Source organism: Pseudomonas sp. WT-JTC (genome assembly GCF_056711565.1).
This window is the reverse complement of the sequence record NZ_CM160042.1, coordinates 1,687,541-1,707,033: the sequence shown is the minus strand read 5'-3', so window position 1 is coordinate 1,707,033 and position 19,493 is coordinate 1,687,541. Positions and strand designations below refer to the sequence as shown.

General features: G+C 59.6%; 20 protein-coding genes. All 20 read right to left on the bottom strand.

Going from position 1 to position 19,493, the window contains the following annotated elements:
- Positions 1-32: 32 nt before the first annotated feature.
- Positions 33-401 carry an Hpt domain-containing protein gene (locus AC06G5_RS07650; RefSeq protein ID WP_413425156.1) on the bottom strand — a complete coding sequence of 123 codons (369 nt, stop codon included), beginning with the start codon at positions 399-401 and terminating at the stop codon, positions 33-35.
- 30 nt (positions 402-431) lie between these two features.
- On the bottom strand, positions 432-2,138 hold the full coding sequence (locus tag AC06G5_RS07645; protein ID WP_413425154.1) for an ATP-binding SpoIIE family protein phosphatase: 1,707 nt from the start codon (positions 2,136-2,138) through the stop codon (positions 432-434).
- Between the two features lie 5 nt (positions 2,139-2,143).
- Complete coding sequence (locus AC06G5_RS07640) at positions 2,144-2,443, bottom strand: STAS domain-containing protein (protein ID WP_085717005.1); 300 nt, start codon at positions 2,441-2,443, stop codon at positions 2,144-2,146.
- Between the two features lie 199 nt (positions 2,444-2,642).
- On the bottom strand, positions 2,643-3,092 hold the full coding sequence (gene fliJ, locus AC06G5_RS07635) for a flagellar export protein FliJ (RefSeq protein ID WP_413425152.1): 450 nt from the start codon (positions 3,090-3,092) through the stop codon (positions 2,643-2,645).
- A gap of 6 nt (positions 3,093-3,098) precedes the next feature.
- Entirely contained in the window at positions 3,099-4,457 is a 1,359-nt protein-coding gene (gene fliI, locus AC06G5_RS07630) for a flagellar protein export ATPase FliI (RefSeq protein ID WP_413425150.1), read from the bottom strand.
- A complete protein-coding gene (gene fliH, locus AC06G5_RS07625) occupies positions 4,447-5,232 on the bottom strand; it encodes a flagellar assembly protein FliH (RefSeq protein WP_413425148.1) in 786 nt (261 codons plus the stop codon). The genes fliI and fliH overlap by 11 nt, the downstream gene beginning before the upstream one ends.
- A gap of 4 nt (positions 5,233-5,236) precedes the next feature.
- A complete protein-coding gene (gene fliG, locus AC06G5_RS07620; protein ID WP_007983391.1) occupies positions 5,237-6,256 on the bottom strand; it encodes a flagellar motor switch protein FliG in 1,020 nt (339 codons plus the stop codon).
- On the bottom strand, positions 6,249-8,036 hold the full coding sequence (fliF, locus tag AC06G5_RS07615) for a flagellar basal-body MS-ring/collar protein FliF (RefSeq protein WP_413425145.1): 1,788 nt from the start codon (positions 8,034-8,036) through the stop codon (positions 6,249-6,251). Before fliF ends, fliG begins: the two co-directional genes overlap by 8 nt.
- A gap of 16 nt (positions 8,037-8,052) precedes the next feature.
- Entirely contained in the window at positions 8,053-8,379 is a 327-nt protein-coding gene (gene fliE, locus AC06G5_RS07610) for a flagellar hook-basal body complex protein FliE (protein ID WP_008021337.1), read from the bottom strand.
- A gap of 258 nt (positions 8,380-8,637) precedes the next feature.
- A complete protein-coding gene (locus AC06G5_RS07605) occupies positions 8,638-10,023 on the bottom strand; it encodes a sigma-54-dependent transcriptional regulator (RefSeq protein WP_413425143.1) in 1,386 nt (461 codons plus the stop codon).
- A gap of 5 nt (positions 10,024-10,028) precedes the next feature.
- Entirely contained in the window at positions 10,029-11,222 is a 1,194-nt protein-coding gene (locus AC06G5_RS07600; RefSeq protein WP_413425181.1) for a sensor histidine kinase, read from the bottom strand.
- A 128-nt stretch (positions 11,223-11,350) separates the two neighbouring features.
- Complete coding sequence (locus AC06G5_RS07595) at positions 11,351-12,826, bottom strand: sigma-54 dependent transcriptional regulator (RefSeq protein WP_480459212.1); 1,476 nt, start codon at positions 12,824-12,826, stop codon at positions 11,351-11,353.
- 172 nt (positions 12,827-12,998) lie between these two features.
- Positions 12,999-13,295: a flagellar protein FliT gene (gene fliT / locus AC06G5_RS07590; RefSeq protein WP_015096255.1), complete on the bottom strand. Its 297-nt coding sequence runs from the start codon at positions 13,293-13,295 to the stop codon at positions 12,999-13,001.
- Positions 13,296-13,305: 10 nt separating this feature from the next.
- Positions 13,306-13,701, bottom strand: coding sequence for a flagellar export chaperone FliS (fliS, locus tag AC06G5_RS07585; protein ID WP_413425140.1), 396 nt, complete (start codon positions 13,699-13,701; stop codon positions 13,306-13,308).
- 129 nt (positions 13,702-13,830) lie between these two features.
- The gene (fliD, locus tag AC06G5_RS07580) at positions 13,831-15,267 is read right to left on the bottom strand and encodes a flagellar filament capping protein FliD (RefSeq protein WP_413425138.1); all 1,437 of its coding nucleotides are present in this window, start codon (positions 15,265-15,267) and stop codon (positions 13,831-13,833) included.
- A gap of 82 nt (positions 15,268-15,349) precedes the next feature.
- Positions 15,350-15,703, bottom strand: coding sequence for a flagellar protein FlaG (locus AC06G5_RS07575; RefSeq protein WP_413425136.1), 354 nt, complete (start codon positions 15,701-15,703; stop codon positions 15,350-15,352).
- 72 nt (positions 15,704-15,775) lie between these two features.
- Positions 15,776-16,627 carry a flagellin domain-containing protein gene (locus AC06G5_RS07570; RefSeq protein ID WP_111280493.1) on the bottom strand — a complete coding sequence of 284 codons (852 nt, stop codon included), beginning with the start codon at positions 16,625-16,627 and terminating at the stop codon, positions 15,776-15,778.
- A 242-nt stretch (positions 16,628-16,869) separates the two neighbouring features.
- On the bottom strand, positions 16,870-17,136 hold the full coding sequence (locus tag AC06G5_RS07565; protein WP_413425134.1) for a hypothetical protein: 267 nt from the start codon (positions 17,134-17,136) through the stop codon (positions 16,870-16,872).
- On the bottom strand, positions 17,133-18,425 hold the full coding sequence (locus AC06G5_RS07560) for a motility associated factor glycosyltransferase family protein (protein ID WP_413425132.1): 1,293 nt from the start codon (positions 18,423-18,425) through the stop codon (positions 17,133-17,135). The genes AC06G5_RS07565 and AC06G5_RS07560 overlap by 4 nt, the downstream gene beginning before the upstream one ends.
- 91 nt (positions 18,426-18,516) lie before the next feature.
- Positions 18,517-19,443: a ketoacyl-ACP synthase III gene (locus tag AC06G5_RS07555; protein ID WP_413425130.1), complete on the bottom strand. Its 927-nt coding sequence runs from the start codon at positions 19,441-19,443 to the stop codon at positions 18,517-18,519.
- Positions 19,444-19,493 lie beyond the last annotated feature (50 nt).

The following is a 19,493-nucleotide window of genomic DNA, read 5'->3' as shown; positions in this document are numbered from 1 at the left end:
GCAAAGGTTGCGCCAGTTTTGTTCGGTCGCGATCAATGAGGCCGAACGGTCGCGATGGCCAAGAGAGAATGCTGACGCGCCTCCTCATACAGAGGTCGGACAAGCGCGAATTCCCGGACGACTTCAGCGATTTTCGCCCCCAGGTCTGAAACGCTCTGCACTTTGGCATCTTGCTCCAGGTCATGACACAGCTCGGCCAGGCGAGTCGCCCCCATGTTGCTGCTACTGCCCTTGAAGCTATGGGCAGCCTCGATAATCTGCGTAGCGTCGACAATCATGGTCAACTGCCGCAGCCGCTCTTCGGAGTCCGCAAGGAAGGTATCGATCAAAGTCGAAAACTCGTCTTCCATGACTTCCCGCAACGCTTTCAGCACGTCCGGGTCCAGATGTATGTCAGCCACTTGCTCACTCCTTGATCAAGAATGCGCGGATTATGCCAGAGCGTCCCAGATAAACTCCACGCGTGCACTTCGACCATCGTCGGTCCAACGGGCATTACGCCCCAACTGGCGGATCAGGCTGACCCCACGTCCCGACAGGCGGATGTCATCCAGAGGCCTTTGCATCACCCGCTCGACATCGAAACCCTTGCCGCTGTCTTCGATGTGAATGGTCAGGCAACCGCCGTCGTCTGTTGGCGCCACCTGCAAATGCAGCCGTACATAGCCCTCCTGAAGCTCGTCCAGGCGCGCATTGCGCTCTTGATAATATCGCGCAAAACCCGAGGCATCGCGCTTGAGGCGCGAATCCAGCCCCAGCACGCCATGCTCCAGCGCATTGGAGTAGAGCTCCGCCAGCACGCTGTAGAGCGCACCGCTCTGAGCCCGAAGGCCATGCACCTCCAGCAGCAACTGCAACAGATAGGGCAACGGATTGAATCGCTTGAGCGTGGCGGCGCGAAATTCGAAACTCACCGACCAGTCCAGCGGACAGGACTGGCCGCTGTCGGAGTAGATCAACGCTGGCGGAGTGATCTGCGCCGGCTCCACCAGGCTGATTTCGACCATGCTGACATCGTCGCGGTTCTCTCCGCCGAAATCGCGCAGCGCCTGCTCGAGTTCTTCGAACAGCGCATCTGGCTGACGGTTGGCGGCAAACACCTGCTGCAATCGCTGCTCGCCAAACAACTGGTCATTGGCGTCGCAGGTATCGATCACCCCATCGGACAACAGGAAAACCCGATCCCCGAGCGCCATGGGAAACACATCGGTGCATTCATCGAAGGCTTCCGGGCTCAGCACCCCCAAAGGCAGGTGCCGCGCCGGAAGCGGCGTTCGCTCGCCACTGGCAATGCAATGCAGGTAACCGTCCGGCATTCCACCGTTCCACACTTCCACCGAACGGCGCTGGAAACTCAGGCACAGCAACGTGGCACAGCAGAACATGTCCACCGGCAGGATGCGCTTGAGCTTGGCATTCATCTCACGCAGGGTTTCCGCCAGGCCATAACCCTTGGCCGTCATCCCGTAAAACACTTCGGCCAGGGGCATGGCCCCCACTGCCGCCGGCAGACCGTGGCCGGTGAAGTCGCCCAGCAGTACGTGCATGTCTCCGGCCGGCGTGAACGCGGCCAGCAACAGGTCGCCGTTGAACAGCGCATAGGGCGATTGCAGATAACGGATGTTCGGCGCGGCATTCAGGCAGCCCGAGTGCGCCACCTTGTCGAAAACGGCCTTGGCCACACGCTGCTCGTTGAGCAGGTAGTCGTGGTGCCCGGCGATCTGGTCTCGCTGTTGCAGCACCGTGTCCTGCAAGCGCCGCAAGCGATCCATCGCCTTGATCTTGGCTGCGAGAATCACCTGGTTGTACGGCTTCGCCAGAAAGTCGTCACCGCCAACCTCCAGACAACGGGCCAGCGCTTCGCTTTCGGACAAGGAAGTGAGGAAGATGATCGGCACCAGGGTTTCCCCGGCCAGGGCCTTGATCTGCCGGGCCGCCTCGAAGCCGTCCATCACCGGCATCAGCGCATCCATCAACACCAGATGCGGTGGCTGCTGGCGAAACGCCTCGACCGCTTCGGCACCGTTGGCCGCCGTCAGCACTTCGTGCCCCTGGCGGCGCAGGATGCTCGACAACAGCAGGCGATCGGCGGCGCTGTCCTCGGCAATCAGGATCGTCAGCGGCTCCAGTGGCTGCATGGCAATCAACTGATGTCGAACAGCTTGTCGAAATTGGAGATGGCGAGGATCTTGCGCACGTCGGTACTGCTGTTGACGACGCGGATATCGGAATCATCGCCACCGGCGTGATCACGCAGCAGAAGCAGCATGCCCAGGGCCGAGCTGTCGAGGTAAGTGGCGTCTTTCAGGTCGACCACAACCGCCGATAGCTGTTTATCTTCGTAGGACTGGCGAAACTCCTGATGCTTGGCGAAATCGAATCGTCCCTTGACCGATATCGTCAGTTTTTGCCCATCCGGAGAGACTTCTGTAACGACTGACATTTCATGGCTTCCTTGTCATTGGTAAACCCGCTTGCACAAGGTTTAGCATTTGGTAGAGGTTGGAGCAAGGCGGGAGGTTTTGGCGACTGTCAAATCGCTATCGCTGTAGGAGCGAGCTCGCTCGCGATGGTCGTCAATATTATCGCTGTAAACCTGACACCCCCGTGCGCTCACAGGTTCATCGCGAGCGAGCTCGCTCCTACGGGTGATTTTGCCGTGGCAGGCGCTGGGACAATTCATCCAGCAATTTCTGCTCACGCCGGTCTTCAAGCGCCCGCGCCTCATCGGCATAGCGCTGAACCAGTTTGCGCAGGCCCTCGACCCGGGCAAACGCCTGCTGCCAGGTTTCCCGGGCTTTGTTGAGGTTGTTCTGATGCCAGGCCAGGCTTTGCCGCTGCTGGTCGATGGCCGTGCCCAGTTGCGCAAGAAAGCCCTGATAACCCAGCAACCATTGACCCGAGACACCGCCGCTGCCACGTACGATCCATTGTTCCTGATAGTCGAGACGGAAGGCTTCAAGGTCGGCGAGTTTGCTTTGTGCCAGGCGAACCTGCCCTTGAAAGTGCCCCAGGCGCTGGACCGCGGTTTTCTCGGCCTTTTCGGCCATTTCCACCACCGGCGCCAGCCGGCCCGCCCGACTCTGGGCCATGACCGCTTAACCGCCTGCCGCGGGCGCGAAGATCGAGGCGAGATACGCTTCGCTTTCGCCCAGGCTGATGCTGTCGTTGAGGCCCTGACGCAGGTATTTGACCAATTGCGGTTGCAGGGAAATCGCCAGATCGGTCTCCCGATCTCCGCCGGCGACATAGGCGCCAACGCTGATCAGATCGCGGCTCTGCTGATAGCGCGACCACAGCTGCTTGAAATACTGCGCACGGGTCATGTGCTCCGGCGACACCACCGCCGGCATCACCCGGCTGATGGACGCCTCGATATCAATGGCCGGGTAATGCCCTTCCTCGGCCAGGCGCCGGGACAGCACGATGTGCCCGTCGAGCACGCCCCGCGCCGAGTCGGCAATCGGGTCCTGCTGGTCGTCGCCTTCGGACAGCACGGTGTAGAACGCGGTGATCGAACCTCCGCCCTTCTCCGCGTTACCCGCCCGCTCCACCAGTTTCGGCAACTTGGCGAATACCGACGGCGGATAGCCCTTGGTCGCCGGTGGCTCGCCAATGGCCAGGGCGATTTCCCGCTGGGCCTGAGCGAATCGGGTCAGGGAATCCATCAGCAACAGAACGTTCTTGCCCTTGTCGCGGAAATACTCGGCGATGCGCGTGCAATACATGGCAGCGCGCAGGCGCATCAGCGGCGCATCGTCCGCCGGGGACGCCACCACCACTGAACGCTTGAGCCCTTCTTCACCGAGGATGTGCTCGATGAACTCTTTAACTTCACGACCCCGTTCACCGATCAGCCCGACGACGATAATGTCGGCCTCGGTAAAGCGCGTCATCATTCCCAGCAACACCGATTTACCGACACCGGTACCGGCAAACAGGCCAAGCCGCTGGCCACGACCGACGGTCAACATGCCGTTGATGCAACGGATGCCCACGTCCAGCGGTTCGCTGATCGGCTCGCGCTTGAGCGGGTTGATGGTCGGGCCATCCATGGGTACCCAGTCTTCGGCCTTCATCCCGCCCTTGCCGTCCAGGGCACGACCGGCACCGTCGAGCACCCGTCCGAGCATGCTCATGCCCATGGGCAGGCGACCGTTATCCGCCAGGGGCACCACTCGGGCACCGGGCGCAATGCCGGCGACACTGCCGACTGGCATCAGGAAGACTTTACTGCCGGAGAAGCCCATTACTTCGGCTTCGACCTGCACCGGGTGATAGCTGTCGTCATTGATGACCATGCAGCGGCTGCCCATGGCGGCGCGCAGGCCCTCGGCTTCGAGGGTCAGGCCGACCATGCGCAGCAGGCGCCCTTCGAGAATCGGTGCGCCCTCCAATTGCGTGGCCTCGGCATAACTGCCCAGGCGCTTGGCAAAACTGGTGCGTTCAAGGCGCATCGGCAATGTCCGACGCAGGCTTGCTTTCGATCGGCAGTTCCAGGCTGACGTCCGGCGCCGCCGGGTGCAAGGCCTGCTCGTGCAACTGATCGAACAGCTTGTCCATCACCCGCGCGATTCGGGTTTCCACCGTGGCGTCGATGCGGCTGTGTTCGGTCTCGACCCGGCAACCGCCAGGCAACAACGATTCGTCCTCGACGATGCGCCAGGTTTCTTCATGGCGTTCGCGCAGGGCTTTGACCTGTTCGAAATCCTGCGGATTGATGTACAGCCGCACATTGCCCACGCCCAGCGGCAGGAGCTTGAGGGCTTCGCGCATCACGTGTTCGATCTGTGACGAGTCGATCGCCAGTTCGCGCTGGATCACCTGCCTGGTGATGTGTTGCACGAGGTCGACCAGGGACTTTTCGATCTGGGTGTCCTGCTCGGCGATGGGCTCGAACAGATGGCTCATCAATTGCTCCAGCGCCCCGATCTTGGCCGTCAGGGCCACTTCGGCTTCCTGGCGGACCTTGAGCGTGGTGCTGTGGAATCCTTCTTTCTCACCCACCGCGAAGCCTTCGTTGTAGGCTTCCTGGCGAATGCTTTCGAGTTCTTCGAGGGTCAGTGGCTGGACTTCCTCCAGCGGCACTTCCTCCATTTCCGGCGGCTCGGGTTCCGGCTCCGGTTCCGGCTCGGGTTCCGGCGGGTCGAAACTGGGCAGTGCCCAGGTATCGAAGCCACTGACATCCCTGGCCCGGATCAGGTCAGTGGGTGCATCATCATTCTTGACCATGGTGTTAGATCATTTCCTCGCCGCCCTTGCCGCCGAGAACGATTTCTCCGGCTTCGGCCATACGGCGGGCGATGGTGAGGATTTCCTTCTGCGCGGTTTCCACGTCGCTGACGCGCACCGGGCCCTTGGCTTCCAGGTCGTCGCGCAACAGTTCGGCCGCACGCTTGGACATGTTCTTGAAGATCTTCTCCTTGACGCCTTCGTCCGACCCCTTGAGGGCCAGCACCAGCACATCGGAGGACACTTCGCGCAGCAGCGCCTGGATCCCGCGGTCGTCGACATCGGCCAGGTTGTTGAAGACGAACATGAGGTCTTCGATCTGACCGGACAGGTCTTCGTCGACTTCGCGAATCGAATCCATGAGCTGGCCTTCGATCGAGCTGTCGAGGAAGTTCATGATGTCCGCCGCACGCTTGATGCCACCCAGGGTGGTGCGCGAGGCATTCGAGTTGCCGGAGAACTGCTTCTCGAGAATCTGGTTGAGTTCTTTCAGGGCCGCTGGCTGTACGGTGTTCAGCGAGGAGACTCGCAGGATGATGTCCAGCCGCACCTTGTGGTCGAAGTTGCCGAGCACTTCACCGGCCTGGTCCGGATCGAGATACGCCACCACGATCGCCTGGATCTGCGGGTGCTCGTAACGGATCACGTCGGCGACGGCGCGCGGCTCCATCCACTTCAGGCTGTCGAGGCCACTGGTGTTGCCACCAAGCAGGATGCGGTCGATCAGGCCGTTGGCCTTGTCTTCACCCAGGGCCTGGGTGAGCATTTTGCGCACATAGTCGTCGGAGCCGACGCCCAGGCTGGTCTGGTCGCCGACGATATCGACGAACTCGCTCATCACCTGCTCGACCTGCTCGCGGTGCACATTTCCCATCTGGGCCATGGCCACACCCACGCGCTGAACCTCTTTGGGGCCCATGTGGCGCAGCACCTGGGCCGCGTCGGTGGAGCCCAGGGACAGCAACAGGATGGCGGCCTTGTCGACCTTGGACAGTTTGGCGGCAACGGCTCGGTTATCACTCATCTGCGTTAATCCACTCTTTCACGACCTGGGCCACACGACCCGGATCTTCTGCCACCAGACTCTTGATTGCGTTCAACTGTGCGTCATAGCCTTCGCTCGGGCTCGGCAGCAGAATGCTTTGCGGGCCGCCGAGGCTGACGCGGTCGTTGGCCAGCTCGCCGTCCAGGCCGCCCATGCCACCCAACTCGACGTCGCTGCCGATGCCGGCCAGCTGCTTGCCCTTGCCGCCACCGGTGATGTTGTTGAGCACCGGACGCAATACACCGAACACCAGCACCAGGATGAACAACACACCCAGCACTTGCTTGACGATGTCCCAGAACCACGGCTGGGAGTAGAACGGAATATCGGCAATCACTTCACCGCGCTCGGCGGAGAACGGCATGTTGATCACGCTGACACTGTCACCACGGCTGGCATCGAAGCCGACCGCATCCTGAACCAGGCGCGTGAAGCGCGCCAATTCATCGGCGCTCCATGGCGCACGGGTGGTTTCGCCGTTGGCCGGGTTGATCTTGACCTGATCGTCCACTACCACCGACACCGACAGGCGATTCAATCGGCCCTGCTGTTGCTTGGTATGGCTGATGGAACGGTCGAGTTCGAAGTTTTTGGTCGATTGCTGACGCTTGTCCGCCGGGTACGGTGCGAGCATCGGCTGACCGGTGGCCGGGTCCATGATTTGCTGGCCGTTGGCGTCGATCAGTGGCTGGCCTGGCTGCACCATGCCGGCCGACGCGGTCGCGCCACCGGTGGTTTGCGGCGCGGAGGCCGGCGACGGCGGCTGGTTGCTCAAGGCACCCGGCACGCCTTGCGGACCATTGCTGGCGGTACGTTGTTCGTTGACCGACTGCTCGCTGCGCAATGCCGGTTGATCCGGGTTGAATTGCTCGGAAGTCGACTCGACCGCACTGAAGTCCACATCGGCGGACACTTCGGCTTTATAGCGATCGTTGCCCAACACCGGCTGCAGGATGTTGTGTACGCGCTGGGTGAGCATGCTTTCCATGCGACGGCTGTAGTCGAATTGCTTGCCGGCCATGGTCAGTTCGGAGTTTTCCGCCTGATCCGACAGCAGGTTGCCTTTCTGATCGACTACGGTGATCTGCGACTTGCTGAGTTCGGGAACGCTGGTCGCCACCAGATTGATGATGGCAACGACCTGGCCTGGTTCGAGGGAGCGACCGGAATAGAGTTCAACCAGAACCGAAGCGCTCGGCTTGCGTTCATCGCGCACGAACACCGAACTTTTCGGGATCGCCAGATGCACGCGGGCACCCTTGACGTTGTTCAGGCTGGAAATGGTGCGGGCCAGTTCGCCTTCGAGGCCGCGACGATAGCGGGTCGCTTCCATGAACTGGCTGGTGCCCAGCCCCTGTTCCTTGTCGAGGATTTCAAAACCGATGTTGCCGTCGCTGGGAGTGACACCAGCGGCCGCGAGCTTGAGCCGCGCACGGGACAGGTCATCGGCCTTGACCAGCAAGGCACCGGAGTTGGGTTCGACGGTGTACGGAATATCGGCGGAGGCCAGGGTATCCATGACCTGCTTGGCGTCCATGCCGGCAAGGCTGCCGTACAGAGGCCGGTAGTCCGGCTGCTGGGACCACAACACCACGGCGAAGCCAATCGCCACGCTCGCCGCCAGGCCGACCAACAGGCCCACCTGACGCAACATGGTCATCTCGGAGAGGTTTTCCAGGAAGGACAATCCGAACAGCGGCGGCTTGCCGTCTATTGGAGTGGCCTTGGCCGGAACGTTATCGGCGACTGCTTCTGCCATGACTCAATCTCGTCCTTTAAACAGGCATCTGCATGATGTCTTGATAGGCCTGAACCAGCTTGTTGCGCACCTGGGTCAATGCCTGGAATGACACACTGGCCTTCTGCGAGGAAATCATCACGTCTGTGAGGTCGACGCCGCTTTTACCGATTTCGAAGGCGCTGGCCAACTGAGTGGAAGCCTGTTGGGTGTCGTTCACTTTATTGACGGCCTGGCCGAGCATGTCGGAAAAGCTGCTGCCCGCCACTTCAGGGACGGCCGTCGATTTCGGCGCAGACATGGCATCCATTTGCATGGCGCGCATATCCAGCATCAACCGATTGAATTCAATACCTTGGCTCATGGTTTCTCTCTTTGACGACCCGCAATTTTTTGACACTCACTCGGCGGGTAGTGAGGTGTTAGCAACAAGGGTGCCAGCTCCATGGCTGAGTCATACAAAAGCCCGTCCCGAGCTTCATTCCGATCTATGTAGGAGCGAGCCCTGCTCGCGATGGTCGTTAACGATAACGCGGGATTGCAGGAAAAACGCGGCGCTCTTGAGTCCATCGCGAGCAGAGCTCGCTCCTACAGGAACAGGTCCAGGTATTGGAACCAGGGATCAGGTGGCAAAGAGATAGGCTTCCACATCCATGCCGGCATCGCGCATCTGCGCCAGCTTGTAACGCAGGGTTCGCGGGCTGATGCCCAGGCGCTCGGCCGCCTCTTTGCGACGGCCGCGCTCGGCGCGCAAGGTGTCGATGATCATCTGGAATTCATGGCGACGCAGGTCATCTCCCAGCGCCCCGGCCGACTCGGCCTCGACTTCCACCGGACGCACCGGCACCTGCGCCAACGCCGGCAATGGAGCGCAAGCCACCGGCCCGGCCAGGCAGAAATCCTGCGGCTGGATCAAGCCACCCTGCTGCAAAATCAGCGCACGCTGAATCGCGTTGTCCAGTTCGCGCACGTTACCCGGCCACGGATAACCGATCAGGCACGCCTGAGCCTCGGGCGACAACCTGGCAGGCGAATGCTTCATTTTATTGACGTGCCTGGCCAGCAGGCGCTCGGCCAGCGGCAGGATGTCGGCGGTGCGCTCGCGCAATGGACGCCAGGCAAGAGGAAACACCGACAGGCGATAATAAAGGTCCTCGCGAAAGCGCCCCGCCGCTACCTCACCCGCCAGGTCGCGATTGGTGGTCGCGACCACACGAATATCCAGCGTGACCGGTTTGCGCGCCCCAACCCTTTCGACCTCGCGCTCTTGCAGCACGCGCAGCAATTTGGCCTGGAGCCCCAGGGGCATTTCAGAAATTTCATCGAGCAGAATGGTGCCGCCGTCGGCCTGCTCGAACTTGCCGGCTTGCGCGGCAATGGCGCCGGTGAAGGAGCCCTTCTCGTGACCGAACAAGGTCGCTTCGAGCATGTTGTCCGGGATCGCAGCGCAGTTGATCGCAATGAACGGCTGACGGGCGCGATGAGAATGCTGATGGATGTAACGCGCCAGCACTTCCTTGCCCGTGCCCGACTCACCCGAGATCAGCACCGTGGAATCGCTGCGTGCGACCCGCGCCGCCAACTCGAGCAACTGCGCGCTCGCCGGTTCGAACGCTACCGGCCCTTCACCTTCGGTAAGGCCGAGGCTGCCCAGGGCATGACGCCCCACCAGATCGAGCAACGCCTTGGGTTCGAATGGCTTGACCAGGTAGTCCGCCGCGCCCTGGCGCATCGCGTCGACCGCACGCTCGACCGCACCGTGAGCCGTCATCAGCAACACCGGCAACTGCGGCTGCCGCACTCGCAGCATGCCGAGCAACTGGTGGCCGTCCATGCCCGGCATATTGACGTCGCTGATCACCAGGCTGAAGGCCTCGTCGCCGACAGCAGCCAGCGCATCTTCAGCCGAACCCACTGCCTTGTAATCGTGCCCCGCGAGCAACAGCGTATCAGCCAGTGCCTCGCGCAACGCGCGGTCGTCCTCGACCAGCAGAACCTTGATCCCCATGTGCGTCACTCCGCCCCTTGAGCGCTGCTGAACAACGGCAGGATCACCTGCGCGCAGGTGCCGCGACCGAGCCGCGAACGCAACTGCAATTCTCCCTGATGAGCACGCGCCACTGCCTTGACCACGGTCAGACCAAGACCTGTGCCGGTGGTTTTGGTAGTGAAAAAGGGTTCGCCCAATCGCGCCAGAACGCCGGCATCGATACCGGAGCCACTGTCACTGACGCACAGGCGCAGGTTGTTGCCGCGGGTGTAGAGGTGAATCTTGAGGCGCAATTGACCGGCACTGGCCTGAATGGCGTTCTCGATCAGGTTGAGGATCGCTCCGACCAGCGTGTCGCGATTGCACAGCAACGCCCCCGAGTGACTGTCGCACTGCCAGCGGATCGGCAGATCCTGCACGTGGGTCAGCGCGGCCGCCTGCAACGACTGCATCAGTTGAGCAGGGGTCACGCGATCGGTCAGCGGCAACTCGCCCCGGGCGAACACCAGCATGTCACGCACCTGGTGCTCCAGTTCGTGCAGGCGCTCCTTGAGGCGCCCGGCAAAGCGCTGCTGGGTAGCGACCGGCAGCTCCTGCTCGGTCAAATGGCTGGCGTACAGCAACGCGGCGGACAACGGCGTGCGTATCTGATGAGCCAACGAAGCGACCATGCGCCCCAGCGACGACAGACGTTCATGTCGGGCCAGTTGATCCTGCAGGTGACGGGTTTCGGTCAGGTCATTGAGCAACACCAGCTGGCCGGGCTCGGCGTCCAGCGAGCGCGTGGCGATCGACAGGCGTCGACCATTCTTGAGGGAGACTTCATGACCATCGTCTTCGCGTGGTGCAAAACAGCGGGCAATGACGTGGCGCCACAATTCACCTTCCAGCGGCAAACCCAGCAACTCGCACGCTGCCGGATTGGCTTCGCGCACGATGCCCTGGGCGTCAATGACAATGACACCGCCGGGTAACAGATCAAGGAGGTTTTGCAGGCGGTTGGCCAGGCGTTCTTTTTCCGCCAGCTCCTGCATGCGCTGAGCACTGACCACCGCCAGTTCACCCTTGAGCTCGGTTACCCGGGCTTCAAGCATGCTGTAGGAATCGGTCAACTGACTGGACATCTGATTGAACAGCGCGAATGCCTGCTCAAGGCCCAGCCGACTCGCCTGCTCTACGGACGACGGTTGCCGCGAAGCATCAGGGACAGGAGACATCTGGGCGGCTTGGGGCATTGTGCTCTCTCGCTTGGCTGACCGTCAGTGAAACGGAACGTTGCGAGGGACGTAGCAATACCCGTGCCTAAAAAAAACTCATTGTAAATGAATGACTTGAAAAACAGGCGTCAATCATCCGCCTGTTCGTCTCCATCACGACGGCTCATGCCGTACTTGCGCATCTTTTCCACCAGCGTGGTGCGACGAATACGCAGCCGCTCGGCCGCGCGCGCCACAATGCCATTGGCATCATCCAGCGCCTGCTGAATCAACCCTTGCTCCAGACCTCCGAGGTAGTCCTTCAGGTCCAGGCCTTCGGGAGGCAACATGGCGTTGGCCGTGAAGTCCGGCGTATGACCGTTGATGGCCACGCGCTCTTCCAGATCGCTGCGCAGGCTGTCGACCATCTGCTCGTCTTCATCGTCGACGTAGCGGAATTTCTTCGGCAACTCGGCCACGCCGATCACACCGTACGGATGCATGATCGCCATGCGCTCCACCAGGTTGGCCAGTTCACGGACGTTGCCCGGCCAGCCATGCCGGCACAGCGACATGATCGCTGCCGAGTTGAAGCGGATCGAACCGCGCTTCTCGTGCTCCATGCGCGAGATCAGTTCGTTCATCAGCAGCGGAATGTCTTCGACCCGCTCGCGCAGCGGCGCCATCTCGATCGGGAACACATTCAGGCGGTAGTACAAGTCTTCGCGGAAGGTGCCGATCTCGATCATGCTTTCGAGGTTCTTGTGGGTCGCCGCAATGATGCGCACGTCGACGCTCTGGGTCTTGTTGCTGCCCACGCGCTCGAAGGTGCGCTCCTGCAACACGCGCAGCAGCTTGACCTGCATCGGCAGCGGCATGTCGCCGATTTCATCGAGGAACAGGGTGCCGCCATTGGCCAGCTCGAATCGACCGGCGCGGCTGGTGATCGCCCCGGTGAAGGCGCCCTTCTCGTGACCGAACAATTCGCTTTCCAGCAACTCGGCCGGGATCGCCCCGCAGTTGACCGGCACGAACGGCGCTTCGCGGCGCTTGGAGTGGTAATGCAGGTTGCGTGCAACCACTTCCTTGCCGGTGCCGGACTCACCGAGGATCAGCACGCTGGCATCGGTATCGGCGACTTGCTGCATCATCTGACGGACGTGTTGAATCGCCCGGCTGGTGCCGACAAGACTGCGGAAAAGATTGGGCTCGCGATGACGACCGCGCTCGCGGGCCTGGTCGTACATCTCGCGATAGACCTGGGCACGGTGCAGCGAGTCGAGCAACTTGCTGTAGCTGGGCGGCATTTCGAGGATCGAAAGCACCCGGCGACGCTGGTCTTCCGGCAGGTCAATGGAAGAATTATCGCCCATTAACAAAACCGGAAGGAACTCATCCCAGGTCGAGAGTGTCTTAAGCAAGCCCAGAAGTGCACCAGGAGCATTTACCGTCCCGATGAGGACACAGATTACTTCACGACTTGACGACAATGAGCCGACAGCCTGCTGCCAGTCATGGCTACCGCAGGGTAAATTTTCTTCGCCGAGAAAATTCAAGATCACCGCCAAGTCGCGGCGGCGGACGCTATCGTCATCGATCAGCAGAATTTTGGTTTCACGCCACATGCAATAGCAACTTCCCTAGTCAACTCAATGCCCAAAATGCTGGGGCAAGCTAGACGCTTGCAGACACGTTGTGCCTGAAGACGACTGAAATCTGGAACCAGCCACTAGTTAAGTCAAAAAAACGTGCACAGTCAAATTTATGGCGCACATGTCTGGATTAACTTGGGGTTAATTAACCAAACAGATGGTAAACCTTTGCCGCGTTCCGCGCTTGCTGGATCTGAGACATTTCATCGACTATCGCCTGCCTCTCCCCCATCGCCACCTCAAGCAGTTGCTTGTAGACATACAGCAACTCCTCAAGATTGCTGCGCAGAACTTCTTCGTCCAGCGAAGCCTCGCTCAAGACGTCTTCCATGCACGAACGGCAATCCAGGTCCAATTGACCGATAGCCTCCCAGTCGCGCTCGGCCAAGGCACCGACCAGCGCTTCACGGGTTTGTTCTATTCGCTGCAATACAAGACTCATGGCGATCTCCCTAGAACTGCGGACCTGGCTCAGCAATGCCGTCCCAGCCTTCTTTCACCGTGCGAAGCAACCCCGCGACCTCATCGAGAATCTTCAGGTCGCTGCTGATGTTCGCCTCGGCCAGGCGCTTCATCATATAGATGTAAAGACTGTCGAGCTCGCCCACGGCATCGGCGCAATTTTCAAGATCCAGGCCTTCACGCAAGCCACCGATGATGCCAATCGCCTTGCTGATCGACACACACTTGCCGGGAATGTCCTTGCGTTCCAGGGCGCCTTTGGCCTGAGCGATACGGTCCAGGCCACCTTCCATGAGCATTTGCACCAAACGATGCGGACTCGCTTCGGACGTCTGGGCGTGCGCGCCCACTTTCTGATACTGCCGAAGGGCTAACATTGGATTCATGTTCTACCTCATTACCACAATGACTCGTATGAGCAGTGTATCGTCCGCGTACCGGAAAACTTTAGAGCAAAAGACAAAAACCCGGCACACGCTAAAATGCGTAGCCGGGTTTTTGTCGTCAGCTCATGACTAGCTGTTGGACTTCTGGGCGTTCAAGGACGTGAAGAACGAGGTGATGTTAGTCGCCGTCGCTTTCATTTGCCCGACCAAAAGGTCCATTGCGTTGTATTTGGCGGTCAGCGTCTTGGTCATGTTCGCGACACGCAAGTCCAGCGCAGACTGTTGGTTTGAAAGGTTCTTGCTCACGCTCTGCAGGCTGCTATTGCGCTGGTCGAGCAAGCCACCAGCCTGCACATAAGGCTTGATTGCAGTGCCCATGCGCGCCAGCAGGCCGTTGGTCGCGTTGGTTCCGCTGAACAACTGCTGCACCTGGCCACTCATACCGCCGGTGGACATCGTCTTGTTGAACGCCGTCGTGTCGAATGCCAGGTTGCCGGTTTTCTCGTTTGTCATCACGCCGATCTGCGACAGCACCGCCAAAGGACCGCCCGCACCAGGAGCCGTCAGTACACTGCGAATATCGGAAATCAGTGAGCGCGGCATCGAGTCACCGGTAAACGCCGCCTGAACCGTCAGCTTGCCATCGGCACCCTCTGTCGCCTTGGACAGGGAGTTGATGGTGTTCATCAGGGTGTTGTAGGAATCGACGAACGACTGGATCGATGTTTGCAAACCGGTGGTGTTGGTCGCAACGGTGACGGTCGCAGCAGCCGGCGGTGTACCCGTGCTCGCGGACGCCAGGTTCAGGGTCAGGCCACTGACTGCGCCGGTAACCGTATTACTCTTGCTGGTCACTGCCAGACCATCGATGGTCAGCGATGCATCCACCGCAACTCCGTTGACAGCACCGGAACTTGCAGCCGAAGGGTTGGCGCCCATCGGTTGGGTACCGTCGATTGCAAGGCCGGCGATACCGCTGACCACAAGGTCGGAACCCGCGCCGGTCTTGCTGGAACTGATCACCAGTCGCGACGCACCGCTGCTGTCGGTCACGATGTTGGCAGAAATACCATTGCTCGCCTGCGCAGAGTTGATGGCATCCCGGGTGCTCTGCAGGGTCGCACTGGCTGGAATCGTGACATCGTAATCAGTGCCATTCTGACTGATTTTCAGAGTACCACTCGGAATGGCACTGGCGGCACCGCCGGCAAAAGAAGCACTGGCTACTTTCGAGCTGGTGGCCAGGTTATTCACAACAACGCTGTAGGTACCGGCAACTGCGGTGTTGTCGGAAGTTACACCCAGAATCGACGGGGTACCCGAAGTGGCGGTAAAGCCCGCAAACGCAGGATTGGTCTTGCTACCGAGATTGGTCAGCGCCGTCTGAAAGGCCGTCAGTGCGCTTTTCAAGGAACCGACACCGGAAATCTTCAGCGTGTTGGTTTTGGTCTGGGTATCGATCTGCGTCTGCTTGGCAGATTTGTCGGCGTTGACCAGCGCAGTGACGATATCACCGATATTCAGGCCAGAGCCTAAGCCCGAACCCGGTAAAATTGGACTTGCCATTTTGCGTCTCCCTTCAGGTTGCTGCCACTCTTTTGGCCAATACCTGCGCCCAAGAACTTACAGACACTATTCATGCCAGCTATCAAACTTTAGCGTCGAACAATACGTGGCTCGCATTGCTCAGGCTTTCCGCCAGCTTGAGGGCCTCTGCGGAAGGGATCTGTCGCACGACCTCACCCGTTTCGCTTGCAATCACCTTGACGACGACCTTTCCGGATTGCTCGTCTATCGAGAACTCCAGATTGCGCTTGATCGACTGCACAAACTTTTCGATCTGCTGCACCGCCTGCTTCAGGTGAGTGTCATCCGCATCCAGCTTCTTGTCCGCCACTGGAGTCACGCTGACGGCTTCAGGCTTTTCCGGTGCTTTATCCGAGACGCTGCTCGCTGGCTGGGGAGCCGGATAAGACACGCCAAGCTTTACGCTCATCTCCATGCCCATCACCTCTTAACGTAAAAAGCGAGAGAGCGTGACAAGCACACTCCCCCGCTCAAACTCATTCCGAAATTACTGAAGCAGCTTCAGTACAGCGGAAGGCAGTTGGTTGGCCTGGGCCAGAACCGAGGTGGAAGCCTGTTGCAGGGTTTGCTGCTTGGTCAGGTTCGCGGTTTCTGCGGCGAAGTCGGTGTCTTGTACACGGCCTTGTGCAGCAGTGGTGTTTTCCACGATGTTCTGCAGGTTGGAGATGGTGCTGGTCAGACGGTTCTGCGAAGCACCCAGGTTTGCGCGGGTGGCGTTGATCGATGCCAGAGCAGCGTCGATCGCGGTGATCGCGTTGTCGATGTTGGCAGACAGGGTAGCGGAAGTCGCACCGGTCAGAACAACAGTACCGCTGCCTACGGACAGGGAAACGGCGTCGAACTTGGAGCTCAGCACCAGGTCGATGCGGTTGGCCGAGCCAGTGTTGGCGCCAACTTGCAGTTGCATGGTACCAGCCGTACCGTCCAGCAGGTTTTTGCCGTTCAGGTTGGTGGAAGCGGAGATACGAGTGATTTCGTCAGACATCTGAGCGAATTCGGAGTTGGTAGCGGTCTGGTCAGCGGTGCTGTTGGTACCGTTACGTGCTTTAACAGCCAGTTCACGCATACGCTGCAGAATGTCGGTCGAAGCTTGCAGCGCGCCTTCAGCGGTCTGGGCAACGGAGATACCGTCGTTGGCGTTCTGGATTGCCTGGGTACCACCACGGATCTGTGCAGCCATGCGGGTTGCGATCTGCAGGCCGGCGGCGTCGTCCTTGGCGCTGTTGATTTTCAGGCCGGAAGACAGGCGCTGCATCGAGGTCGAAAGTGCATCGGTAGCACGGTTCAGGTTTTTCTGAACGCCCAGCGACGTGGTGTTGGTGTTTACAGTTAAAGCCATGACGAATTCCTCGTTGGTTGGGTACTGCGGCTTCCGGCCCTGGCAACCGCCGGGTATGGCCTAGAGAACCTTCGTAATAGTTATCGTCGGGTTGGCAGGTTGCTTGAGGGCTTTTTTGAAAAAAAATGCCATCACCCTGCCACCCCCGAGAAAACAAGGGCTTAGCGCCCCTCAACCGCAAAAAAATGACGCCATGAAACTGTCCAACCCACAAACGCCCGTGCCAAAGCTGTTGCTGCCCCTCAGGCCGGCATGTTTTCGAGCAATTCGATCAACTCATATTCCATGAAATCGGCAAGCCCCAGCCAATCCTGGCGCTCCTGGCAGGCCAGCATTTGCCTGAGCATCAAGGCCCAGGCCTGCTGAACATCCTGAGGTGCCTGTGCAAACAGCCGCTGCGCCTCATCGAACAGATCAACCATGTTCAAAGCCGCCTCGACATCACGCCCCAGGCGAAACAGTCCTGCGCACTGCCGGTACTCTTGGATGCCTTTCACTTGAGGCTTCATTGCACGAAATCCTGATTGAATTGCGTACCGGCAATCATTGCCCCAGCCCGACTGCTATTGAAGAACTGCACCTCGGGATGCCTGGCAATGTAACGTTCGAGCTCGCACAGGTAACTGCGGAAATTCAATTGCGTCTTGACCTTCTGTCCATGTCCATCGTGCACCCAGTGACGGGCCTGGTTCACTGGCGGACCCAGGTCACCATCATTCCAACCGGTATGGGTCCTGTTCATCGGGAAGGAAAAATCCGCACCGAAAAGCGTGATGCGCTGCGCGCCCATCTTCACTGCCAGATCAACTGCCGGATGGATCACGCTGCCGCTGACGTAGAGCTGCGCACGTGGGTGTTGCTCACGTAGTGCGGCATAGATCGGGCTGGCGGAATAACCGCCATAGCGTTTGCCGTTCCAGGCCTTCAGCATGTGTGGATCGCTCAAAGGCAAGTACACCAGCGGAATGCCTTCGGAGTCTTCGCCCGGCAAGTGCAGCGCACTGATGCGCTGATCGATGCTCACCACCAGGTCAGGTTTGATTCCGTGCTCGCGAAGGGGCCTGTAGGCGGTATCCACACTGATGAACAGGGGACGTGGCGTTTGATTGCGCACGGCCGCCAGGCGCTCGAAGTTGCCTTCAAGGCTGGGCCCTGTGCCGATCACATAGATTTCACGCCCGGCACAAGTGCCAAACAGCTGTGCCACATCATCATCGGCAAGCAGCACTTCGAGGGTGTCCTGCAAGCGTTGCTGAATCACGGGAGATTGCGGGTCGAATTCCCGATTGTTGAAACTCAGGTGCACTTCGCTGACCAGGCGATCACGAATCTTCGCACTGAAGTCATCCGCCAGCAGCATTTCCGCCGGCAACGCAAAAAACGGGGTGCAGATGTCCGACAGATCGCCGGCATACAGCAGTTGCACGCGCGGATCGCTCAGCCATTGGCGTTGATCGATCAGTTGCAACACCAGTGCGAAAAGCGCGCCGTTGAGAATATGGACATAGAGCTTTTCAAGCCCCGCGCGCTCCAGCAAGACCGAAGGCAAATCGCCGAAACCGGTGCCGTAAACGTGCAGTATTGGCTTGTCTGGCGCCAGGCTGGCGGCCTGCAAACGGGCCTCACCCAAGCGATCATGGCGGCTGGTGAGCTGGATGCCACCCACACACAACGTCGAGTCCCGCCCTTCGATCAGTTCGACCTCGATGGCCAGGTGGTCTTCCATTTCCAATCGCGCATACAGCGACGGCCAGCGCCGCTGGATAACCTGAGCATTGTCTTCAAAGCATTCGCTCATGCTACCTCGCATTCCTTACAAGCAAAAAAGCGCTCAAGGTTAACCCTTGAGCGCTTTTTTGTACCGGCCTTTTTTATTAAAAGACTTTCACTCAAGGGCGATAGATGATCGCCGAACCCCATGACAGCCCCACTCCGAAACCGCTGAGCGCAACGCGCCTCCATTCGGAATCGAGAATATGCTTTTCCAGCAGCAATGGGATGCTCGACGACACCGTGTTACCGGTCTCGACCATGTCCTTGATGAACTTCTGCGGGCATTCTTCGAAGCGCCGCGCGACCGCATCGACAATCGCCGCGCTGCCCTGGTGAATGCAGAACGCATCGATGTCGTCAGCACTCAGTTGCGACTCGCCCAGCAACTCATGCAAATGTGCCGGCACCTTGAGCAGCGCGAAGTTGAAGACCTGGCGGCCGTTCATGAAGAACACGCCGTCAGTGACTTTCAAATGCGGAGCGCCGGAACCATCGGTGCCGAACTTGGCCTTGCCCAGTGCCCAGGTCGGATTTTCACCCATCCAGGTCGCAGTGGCGGCATCGCCGAACAGCATGGTGGTGTTACGGTCTTCCGGGTCGACGATCTTCGAATACGGGTCGGCAGTGATCAGCAGGCCGTTCTTCAGGCCAGCGGCCTCCATGAAGCCCTTGATCGCATAGATGCCGTAGACGTAACCGGAGCAGCCCAGGGAAATATCGAACGCGGCGACGCTGGTCGGCAGGCCGAGTTTGTCCTGCACGATGGCTGCGGTATGTGGCAGGCCTTCTTCGTCACCGTTCTGGGTGACGACAATCAACGCATCGATGGATTCACGCTTCAGATCAGGGTTGCTGGCAAACAGCGCATTGGCCGCTTCAACGCACAGATCGGAGGTTTCCTGATCAACGCCTTTGCGCGGCAGGAAAGCCGAACCGATCTTGCCCAGGATGAATTCTTCATCCTTCTCGAATTTTGCACCTTGTGCGTAATTGTCCACGCCGGCTACAGGAACGTAGCTCGCAATGCTTTTTATGCCAATCATTACGGCTTCCCAATAATAAACAGCCCAATACCACCACTCGCAAGCAATCG

Bases quoted from the DNA above. Each gene is read 5' to 3' on its own strand.
- AC06G5_RS07640 (WP_085717005.1), bottom strand. From the start codon at position 2,443: ATGTCAGTCGTTACAGAAGTCTCTCCGGATGGGCAAAAACTGACGATA.
- AC06G5_RS07565 (WP_413425134.1), bottom strand. From the start codon at position 17,136: ATGAAGCCTCAAGTGAAAGGCATCCAAGAGTACCGGCAGTGCGCAGGA.
- AC06G5_RS07555 (WP_413425130.1), bottom strand. From the start codon at position 19,443: ATGATTGGCATAAAAAGCATTGCGAGCTACGTTCCTGTAGCCGGCGTG.
- fliG (WP_007983391.1), bottom strand. From the start codon at position 6,256: ATGAGTGATAACCGAGCCGTTGCCGCCAAACTGTCCAAGGTCGACAAG.
- AC06G5_RS07600 (WP_413425181.1), bottom strand. From the start codon at position 11,222: ATGTCTCCTGTCCCTGATGCTTCGCGGCAACCGTCGTCCGTAGAGCAG.
- fliJ (WP_413425152.1), bottom strand. From the start codon at position 3,092: ATGGCCCAGAGTCGGGCGGGCCGGCTGGCGCCGGTGGTGGAAATGGCC.
- fliF (WP_413425145.1), bottom strand. From the start codon at position 8,036: ATGGCAGAAGCAGTCGCCGATAACGTTCCGGCCAAGGCCACTCCAATA.
- AC06G5_RS07605 (WP_413425143.1), bottom strand. From the start codon at position 10,023: ATGGGGATCAAGGTTCTGCTGGTCGAGGACGACCGCGCGTTGCGCGAG.
- fliT (WP_015096255.1), bottom strand. From the start codon at position 13,295: ATGAGTCTTGTATTGCAGCGAATAGAACAAACCCGTGAAGCGCTGGTC.
- AC06G5_RS07560 (WP_413425132.1), bottom strand. From the start codon at position 18,425: ATGAGCGAATGCTTTGAAGACAATGCTCAGGTTATCCAGCGGCGCTGG.
- AC06G5_RS07570 (WP_111280493.1), bottom strand. From the start codon at position 16,627: ATGGCTTTAACTGTAAACACCAACACCACGTCGCTGGGCGTTCAGAAA.
- fliH (WP_413425148.1), bottom strand. From the start codon at position 5,232: ATGGTCAAGAATGATGATGCACCCACTGACCTGATCCGGGCCAGGGAT.
- AC06G5_RS07645 (WP_413425154.1), bottom strand. From the start codon at position 2,138: ATGCAGCCACTGGAGCCGCTGACGATCCTGATTGCCGAGGACAGCGCC.
- AC06G5_RS07575 (WP_413425136.1), bottom strand. From the start codon at position 15,703: ATGGAGATGAGCGTAAAGCTTGGCGTGTCTTATCCGGCTCCCCAGCCA.
- AC06G5_RS07595 (WP_480459212.1), bottom strand. From the start codon at position 12,826: ATGTGGCGTGAAACCAAAATTCTGCTGATCGATGACGATAGCGTCCGC.
- fliD (WP_413425138.1), bottom strand. From the start codon at position 15,267: ATGGCAAGTCCAATTTTACCGGGTTCGGGCTTAGGCTCTGGCCTGAAT.
- fliI (WP_413425150.1), bottom strand. From the start codon at position 4,457: ATGCGCCTTGAACGCACCAGTTTTGCCAAGCGCCTGGGCAGTTATGCC.
- fliS (WP_413425140.1), bottom strand. From the start codon at position 13,701: ATGAATCCAATGTTAGCCCTTCGGCAGTATCAGAAAGTGGGCGCGCAC.
- fliE (WP_008021337.1), bottom strand. From the start codon at position 8,379: ATGAGCCAAGGTATTGAATTCAATCGGTTGATGCTGGATATGCGCGCC.